Consider the following 5,606-nt stretch of genomic DNA (forward strand, 5'->3'; position numbering starts at 1 on the left):
GCTCTATTACTATTTACTTACATTTTATGGTAACTATCATATTTTATTTGACGTTATCATAATATTATAGGTCAAACACATTGGTTTATCTGTTACAGGATCTCTTCCAATCATCGCGTCAATATTAAATATTTTTTTTAGTACTGGAGCAGAAATAACTTCCTCCGGATCTCCAGCTTTAACTATTTTTCCATCTTTCATTGCAATAATAAAATCAGCAAAACGGGCTGCCTGATTTAAGTCATGCAAAACCATAACAATAGTTCTATTTTCATTTTTATTCAAATCCGAAAGCAGGGTTAAAACTTCAAGTTGATGAGCAAGATCAAGATAGGTTGTAGGTTCATCTAAAAATATTGTCTCTGTTTCCTGAGCTAAAGCCATAGCTATCCAGACCCGCTGTCTCTGACCACCTGAGAGAGCATCCAAAGATCTATATTTAAATTTATCAGTTCCTGTCATCTCCAAAGCTTTATCGATCGCATAATAATCTTCTCTTTTTAATCTACCTAATCCACTCTGATGGGGAAAACGACCATAGGAAACAAGTTCTCCCACTGTAAGACCTTCTGTAATTTCCTGAGTTTGAGGTAATATAGAGAGCTTTTTAGCCAGTTCTTTAGTATCAATATTATTAATTTCTTCACCATCAAGAATAACATTCCCAGAATCATATGGAATTATTCGAGTGATTGACTTTAACAAAGTTGATTTACCACTTCCATTTGCACCAATTATTGCCGTAACCTTATTTTCAGGAATTTCTAAATTCAGACCTTTTACAACCAAAGTATCATCATATCCAACCTTTAAGTCTTCTACAATTAATTTTATAAAAATACACCTCCACTGAATTAAATAATCTTATTAAAACACCACTTTAACGAAATTGAAATTCATTTTCAATAAAGCGCAAAAAAAATAAACTTTCAGCTTATTTTTAATTTCGAGCATTCTACTATAGTATAGAATAGTCACTAAATAATATCAAGTTTTTTTAGAGTTGATTAACAAGAAATATAAGTCAGTTACTTAGGATTAATTATAATCTCTAGTCTAAACACAGGTAAACGATTAATATTTAATATAAATATTTAAAACCACCTGGCATTATAAAATTACAGGTGGTTTTCTTGCTCCTTATTTATATTAATTGTATACTCTTTCAAGATAATCAATCCTGGCTGTCATATTCTTTAAAAGCAGATCTACTAAAATTAAAGATATCATTGCTTCTACAACCACAACTGCTCGGGGAACAATTACCGGATCATTTCGTCCCTCAATATTAATTTCAATATTTTCCCCAGCTTTGTTTACAGTCTGCTGAGTTTTTTCGATTGAAGGGGTAGGTTTTACAGCAGCTCTCAATACAATATCACTGCCATCTGTAATCCCACCTAAGGTACCGCCGGCATTATTAGTTAATTTAGTTATTTCTCCCTGCTGATAATTGAAAAAATCATTGTGCTGATGACCGGTCATTTTAGAAGCCTTAAAACCACTGCCAATTTCTACACCCTTGACAGCACCGATTGACATTACCGCTCTGGCGAGCAGAGCATCAGTTTTATCAAAGACCGGATCTCCCAGCCCAGCAGGTATATTCTTTACCCTGCATTCAATTGTACCACCAGAAGAATTGTTTTCTTCAATCAATTTTGTTAAATATGCCTCTGCTTCTTTGGCTGCCTCAAGATCCGGCATATACAAAAAGTTTTTCTGAATATTGTCCTGATTAAAATTTTCCGAGTCAACTGCCACAGGTCCAATCGAGGCTGTGTAGGCTGTAATCTCAACCCCAAGCTTAGCCAGTATTTTTCTCGCTACCGCTCCTGCTGCAACTCTGGCCGCCGTTTCTCTGCCTGAAGCCCGTCCACTTCCTCTATGATCTCTAAAACCATATTTTAAATCATAACTGTAATCAGATTGGGCCGGTCTGTAGACATCTTTTAAAGCAGAATAATCCTTTGAACGCTGATTTTTATTATAAATAATCATCGAAATTGGAGTTCCAGTTGTCTTACCTTCAAATACACCCGAAAGAATTTCTACCTCATCTTTTTCCTTGCGGGGAGTTGTAAATGGTGACTGACCTGGCTTTCTCCTATCTAAGTCTTTTTGGATATCTGCTTCTGAAATTTCAAGTCCGGCCGGACAGCCGTCAATTACAACACCTAAGGCTTTACCGTGTGATTCTCCCCAGGTTGAAATTTTAAATAAATCTCCCAGTACTGATCCTGACATTTCTCTCACCTCTTTTAAATTCTAAAACCCGAAAGAACAGAAAATTATTCTATTTCTTTCGGGCTCAAATCTTTTATTTTTGTTTTAATGTTTAAATTAAATAATTTTTATAAATCTACATAGTTATAATTTGATAACCATCTTTTATGTAGGCTTCCATAGAAGGATGACCACTCATATCACCTTTGAGAGGAATATCAGTTTTCTCGTTATATTCTAATACTCCCAGTTTAGCAGAACAGGCTTTACAGATACAGTCAATTAGCCCTTTCTCTTTAGCTTCAAAGTAGTTTTTGTTATTTGACTCTTCCAGTTTTTGAACCAGTTTTACTGCTTCACCTTCAAAAATAATTTTTGCCTCATGTCCTTTTTCAGCTAAGTCCAGCGCGTTAAGCAGTACATGCTGAAAGCACATTAATTCTCCGTTAAATGCGAAAATTGCAAATTTATCCATTAACATCACCTCTTTTATAATTTATATAAAATATATCATAATTTATTCTTATTTTCATGCTTAAGCAGCCACTTTTTCCGCCAGATTCCCGCTCCATAACCACCGATTTCACCACTACTTGCAGTTACCCGATGGCAGGGAATAATAACTGGAATGCTGTTTTTATTATTTGCATTACCAACTGCTCTATAAGCTTTGTCATTCCCGATTGTTTCTGCTATTTCCTTATAAGAAAAGGTAGCTCCATAAGGAATTTCCCTTAGCTGTTTCCAGACACTTTTTTGAAAATCCGTACCTTCAATTCTAAGTGGAAGCTTGAATTCTTTTCTTTTTCCCTCGAAATACTCATCCAACTGTGTTTTAGAGGCTGACAAAACAGCTGTCTCCTCTTCCTGATAGCGCTTTACTTTCTGAAATTGAAGGCTCAATAGCTCACCCTGACTAGCCTGGAGCTCAATTAACCCAATTGGTGAGTCATAATAGACCACTTTATTAGCAGTAGATAATTCTTCAGCATTTTTAAAAGTCTGATCAAGATTCTGGGCAGTTACCTCCCAAATATAAAAAGAAGCTGCTGTATTATAAGGCGAGAATTTTCTTTTAAACTTTTTAAAATCCTTTTCGGACGGCTCAGATTTCAAACCATAAAACCACTGAATTCCCTTCCTAATACCTAAATCATAATAACTGATTACATTTCTTCTAACTAAAGAAAATATTAAAAACATCTCTGCTGTCCAGCGGCCAATTCCTTTAACAGCTGTTAACTGTTCAATTATTTCCTCATCGGAAAGCTCTTCAATTTTAGCAAGCTGAACATTATTCTCCAAAACTGCTTCTGCCAGATTATTAAGGTAATTAACTTTACGCTCGGATAGACCGGCTTCTTTCAGTTTGCTTTCAGGAACAGCAGCAACAGCTTCAGGCGTTAACTTAGGAAGAATCTTATTTACTTTCTTCCAGATAGAATCAGCCGCACTGCCGGAAAGCTGCTGGTAGACAATACTCTGAGTTAAGGAAGTAAAAGGATCAGGAGTATAATATCTATTTATTTCACCAAGATACCCAATTAAATCTGACATCCTCCGGTCTTTAGCTTTTAGGTAATCAATTTCTGCTTGAGAAATTTTTATTTTCTTTTTCATAATCTAAAAACACCTCAATTAAAAGAGATCTTAAATAGATCTATCTATTTAATTACCATTCAAATCTTCTTCAATATCCTCTTTTTTAGTGGCTATGGAATCAGCCAGGTGAAGAAGTCTTACATCAGGATAGAGTTCTTCTGCTTTACTTCTTTTACGCTCATCAAAGGGGCCATAAGGTCCCATATGATAAGTAATTGCAAGAATATCTCTCTCCTCTAAATCAATAAATTTAGATGCTTCAAGAATCGCCCGCATTGAATGGTTTAATGGTAAATTATCCTCGTTATAATTCCAGTCATTTCTTAAATCAGGTGGAGCAACATTCCGCCCATCCTTAAACCACTTAATTAAATCACTGGCATATTCTTTAGATATTATAAATTCTTTATCTTCAACATATTTATCAAGGCCATAATTATTATACATTTCCATATTATCTCTGACCAGACTTCTTAAAAAATTATTCTGGCCTGGAGTAATGGTATGCTGCATCTCAGAAGTATAGGCAAAACATTTTTCGATATCATGCAGTGAAGCCTGAAGAATAATATTTTCCCGGGGAATACCTGCAGAAATTTCTTCATTTAATTTTAAATATTCTCTCTTAACATTTTCAGTGTGTTCTAAAAGTCCACCTGTCCTGTTTAAATGATGTCTGATGCTAGCTGGCTTTTTATAAAAATCAATTTCTTCTAAAAAAACTAATAATTCTTCAATTCCATCTTTACTGGTCTTTTTAAGATCGGCAATAAAAGCTTCTTTCAATTCCTTCATTTTTGCACCTCTTGTATATTCTAATTGTCTTAAATCATAATTTATAATAACTTACTTATCAAATTTTAACATTTAAAGACCTATAAAACAAGTTGAATTGATAAGCAGGCATATTTTTTGGATTAAACCCGCAGTAATCCGCGAAAGCCCCTGGAGCTATAATAAGACTGGGCACCATTATGATAAACAAAAACATGATCATAACGACGGTCACAAAAAAGTGCTCCACCCAGTTCTCGAATTTCTTTGGTAGTTTTTATCCAGCTTGAAGTTTTTAAATCAAACTCTCCCAACTCTTGCAGCTTTCGGTATTCTTTTTCTGTTAAAATTTCTATCCCCATATCCGCAGCCAGATCAAGGGCACTATTTTCAGGCTTATTCTTTTTTCTTGACTCAAGTGCTTCCCGATCATAGCAGAGACTCCTTCTTCCGGCAGGACTTTCAGCTGCACAGTCGACAAATATATATTCTCCACTATTCTGGTCAAAATCAACAGCATCCGGTTCTCCACCTGTTTTTTCCATTTCATTTAACGACCACAATTCTTCCGGTTTAGATAAAAGTTTAGTTTCTACCGCAGACCATTTAAGATTCTGATGACGATCCATATTTTTTTCAAATCGTTCCCTTAATATTTTAATTAATTTCTGCTGCTGTTCTGCAGATAATTCCTTTTTAGTGTTTTTCTTCACCCTTTTATCCCCCTATAACTTTAAAGGTTTTATAAATAAATTATCAGTTTCTCGCTATAAATATAGTATATTACCGAATTTAGCCGAGAAAGCCTCGCTTATGCTAATGGGCGGGGATGAATCGGCTAGTTTATATTTAAAAAAGCTTTATATCTGTTGAACGTTTGTTCTTTTAGTGGTATAATATACTTAGTAATAAAGTTTTTTGCATTGGTTTAAAATATCATTGATATTAATAATTAATGAAAAAGGTGTTTGATATGCAATTAACATATGTGCTGGAGTTATTAA

6 protein-coding genes are annotated in these 5,606 nt (G+C 34.5%); all 6 read right to left on the bottom strand.

All coding sequences use genetic code 11. The features are described from left to right. Positions 1 to 36: 36 nt before the first annotated feature. The gene (locus CI949_RS15905) at positions 37 to 789 is read right to left on the bottom strand and encodes an ABC transporter ATP-binding protein (RefSeq protein ID WP_290768089.1); all 753 of its coding nucleotides are present in this window, start codon (positions 787 to 789) and stop codon (positions 37 to 39) included. Between the two features lie 360 nt (positions 790 to 1,149). After that, a complete protein-coding gene (gene aroC, locus CI949_RS15910; protein ID WP_290768091.1) occupies positions 1,150 to 2,247 on the bottom strand; it encodes a chorismate synthase in 1,098 nt (365 codons plus the stop codon). Between the two features lie 115 nt (positions 2,248 to 2,362). Next, complete coding sequence (locus CI949_RS15915) at positions 2,363 to 2,701, bottom strand: DsrE family protein (protein WP_290768092.1); 339 nt, start codon at positions 2,699 to 2,701, stop codon at positions 2,363 to 2,365. 35 nt (positions 2,702 to 2,736) lie between these two features. Then, positions 2,737 to 3,846 (bottom strand): methylated-DNA--[protein]-cysteine S-methyltransferase, encoded by a 1,110-nt coding sequence (locus CI949_RS15920; protein WP_290768094.1) that lies wholly within the window; start codon positions 3,844 to 3,846, stop codon positions 2,737 to 2,739. Positions 3,847 to 3,894: 48 nt separating this feature from the next. Next, entirely contained in the window at positions 3,895 to 4,623 is a 729-nt protein-coding gene (locus CI949_RS15925) for an HD family phosphohydrolase (protein WP_290768096.1), read from the bottom strand. 122 nt (positions 4,624 to 4,745) lie between these two features. Then, positions 4,746 to 5,315 carry a DUF4256 domain-containing protein gene (locus CI949_RS15930; protein ID WP_290768098.1) on the bottom strand — a complete coding sequence of 190 codons (570 nt, stop codon included), beginning with the start codon at positions 5,313 to 5,315 and terminating at the stop codon, positions 4,746 to 4,748. Between the last annotated feature and the right edge of the window lie 291 nt (positions 5,316 to 5,606).

It is taken from the genome of Halanaerobium sp. (assembly GCF_003070835.1).

Coding starts and splice junctions, on each gene's coding strand:
- aroC (WP_290768091.1), bottom strand. CDS start 2,247: ATGTCAGGATCAGTACTGGGAGATTTATTTAAAATTTCAACCTGGGGA.
- CI949_RS15915 (WP_290768092.1), bottom strand. CDS start 2,701: ATGGATAAATTTGCAATTTTCGCATTTAACGGAGAATTAATGTGCTTT.
- CI949_RS15925 (WP_290768096.1), bottom strand. CDS start 4,623: ATGAAGGAATTGAAAGAAGCTTTTATTGCCGATCTTAAAAAGACCAGT.
- CI949_RS15920 (WP_290768094.1), bottom strand. CDS start 3,846: ATGAAAAAGAAAATAAAAATTTCTCAAGCAGAAATTGATTACCTAAAA.